The organism is Streptomyces bohaiensis (assembly GCF_012033785.1).
Classification (GTDB): Bacteria; Actinomycetota; Actinomycetes; order Streptomycetales; family Streptomycetaceae; genus Streptomyces; species Streptomyces bohaiensis.
In genome coordinates, this window is record NZ_JAAVJC010000499.1 from 1 (window position 1) to 1,667 (window position 1,667).

Below are 1,667 nucleotides of genomic sequence, written 5' to 3' on the forward strand. Positions count from 1 at the left end.
GCGTCCGCCCGGCCGCGCAGTCCCGGCCGCGCAGCCCCGGCCGCGCAGTCCCGGACCGCGCGGCTGAGGGCCGCCGCGTCCGGCTGACCCCGGCGCACACTCCCGCCCCGGCCCGCTGCTGTCCGCCGGTTGTGTGCACCAGCGAACGGAAGCCGTTGCGAACGGTTCCGTACCGTGATCCTTGTCTCGTTCCGGTGACCCGGTGCAGGCCGGACAGCGGCATGCGCAACAGCTCTGCTGAGCTGCGTAGTTGCGGCACGGTGGTCGGACGGGCCGCCGCCCGTGCGGCCCGTTCGGAGAGCGGCGGGCCGGCCCGCCGTCCCACGCCGCGTCACCTTTTCGCCCAGCGATGCCTGACAGGTACGTACCGGTCGGCCGTGCTCCGGTTACCCTCACGAGCAACACCTGACGCTGCCGGCCGGTGACCGCGCGGGACGCGTGAGGCGCAGAACGCTGCCGCGCCAGCCAGCGGTGGCGTTTCCCCCGTCCCGGACCACGAGGAGACGCATCCCATGCACCACTCAGCCCGCCCCCGTCGCAGAGCGGTGGGCCTCGCCCTGTCGCTCGCCGTCGTCGCGATGGTCGGTTGCTCGGCCGGTGACGGCTCCCCGGAGACCGGGGACGCCAACGGCAGTTCGGCTGCGGCGGGTGACCGGGAGGTCGAGCCCTCGGAGAAGAACCCCGACGCGCAGGCCTCCGCGGCCTCCACCTTCGAGCAGCTGGAGGAGGAGTTCGACGCCCGCCTCGGTGTCTACGCCCTCGACACCGGCACGGGCGAGGAGGTCGAGTACCGCTCCGACGAGCGCTTCGCGTTCGCCTCCACCTTCAAGGCGTTCGCCGCCGGCGCCGTCCTCGCCCAGTACGGCCTGGACGGCATCGACACGGTCGTCTCCTACGAGAAGGCCGACCTGGTCTCCCACTCCCCGGTCACCGAGCGGTTCACCACCGAGGGCATGACGCTGCGGGACCTAGCCGCCGCCGCGGTGCGCCAGTCCGACAACACCGCGACCAACCTCCTGTTCGACGCCCTCGGCGGCCCCACCGGACTCCAGGCCGCGCTGCGCGGCATCGGCGACGAGACGACCAACGTCAACCGGACCGAGACCGAGCTCAACGAGGCCACCCCGGGCGACGACCGCGACACCAGCACGCCCCGCGCCATGGCCGAGACGCTCAACGAGTACGTCTTCGGTGACGTCCTCGACGCGCAGGAGAGCGACCAGCTCGTCGAGTGGATGACCACCAACACCACCGGTGCCACGCTGATCCCCGCCGGGGTGCCGGACAGCTGGACGGTCGGCGACAAGAGCGGCGCCGGCGGCTACGGCACCCGCAACGACATCGCGGTGCTCTGGCCGGAGGAGGGCGACCCGATCATCATGGCCGTCCTCTCCAGCCGCGACGAGGCGGACGCCACCTACGACGACGCGCTGGTGGCCCGCGCGGCGACCTCGGCCCTGTACTCGCTGGACGCCCTCGGCCGCTGACCCGGCGCCCGCGCGCGATCCGCACCCGGCCCCCGGCCGGTGCCCCACCCCGGCGGTCCGGCCGGCGGGGATCAGCGTGGCACCGGTGGTGTTGGTGGTCATCCACTCGACGAGCTGGTCGCTCTCCTGCGCGTCGAGGACGTCACCGAAGACGTACTCGTTGAGCGTCTCGGCCATGGC

1 protein-coding gene is annotated in these 1,667 nt (G+C 73.1%); it reads left to right on the plus strand.

Annotation, left to right across the window (positions count from 1 at the left end; all coding sequences use genetic code 11):
- Nucleotides 1–512: 512 nt before the first annotated feature.
- The gene (gene bla, locus HCN52_RS24265) at nt 513–1,487 is read left to right on the plus strand and encodes a class A beta-lactamase (RefSeq protein ID WP_168090561.1); all 975 of its coding nucleotides are present in this window, start codon (nt 513–515) and stop codon (nt 1,485–1,487) included.
- Nucleotides 1,488–1,667 lie beyond the last annotated feature (180 nt).

Coding starts and splice junctions, on each gene's coding strand:
- bla (WP_168090561.1), top strand. CDS start 513: ATGCACCACTCAGCCCGCCCCCGTCGCAGAGCGGTGGGCCTCGCCCTG.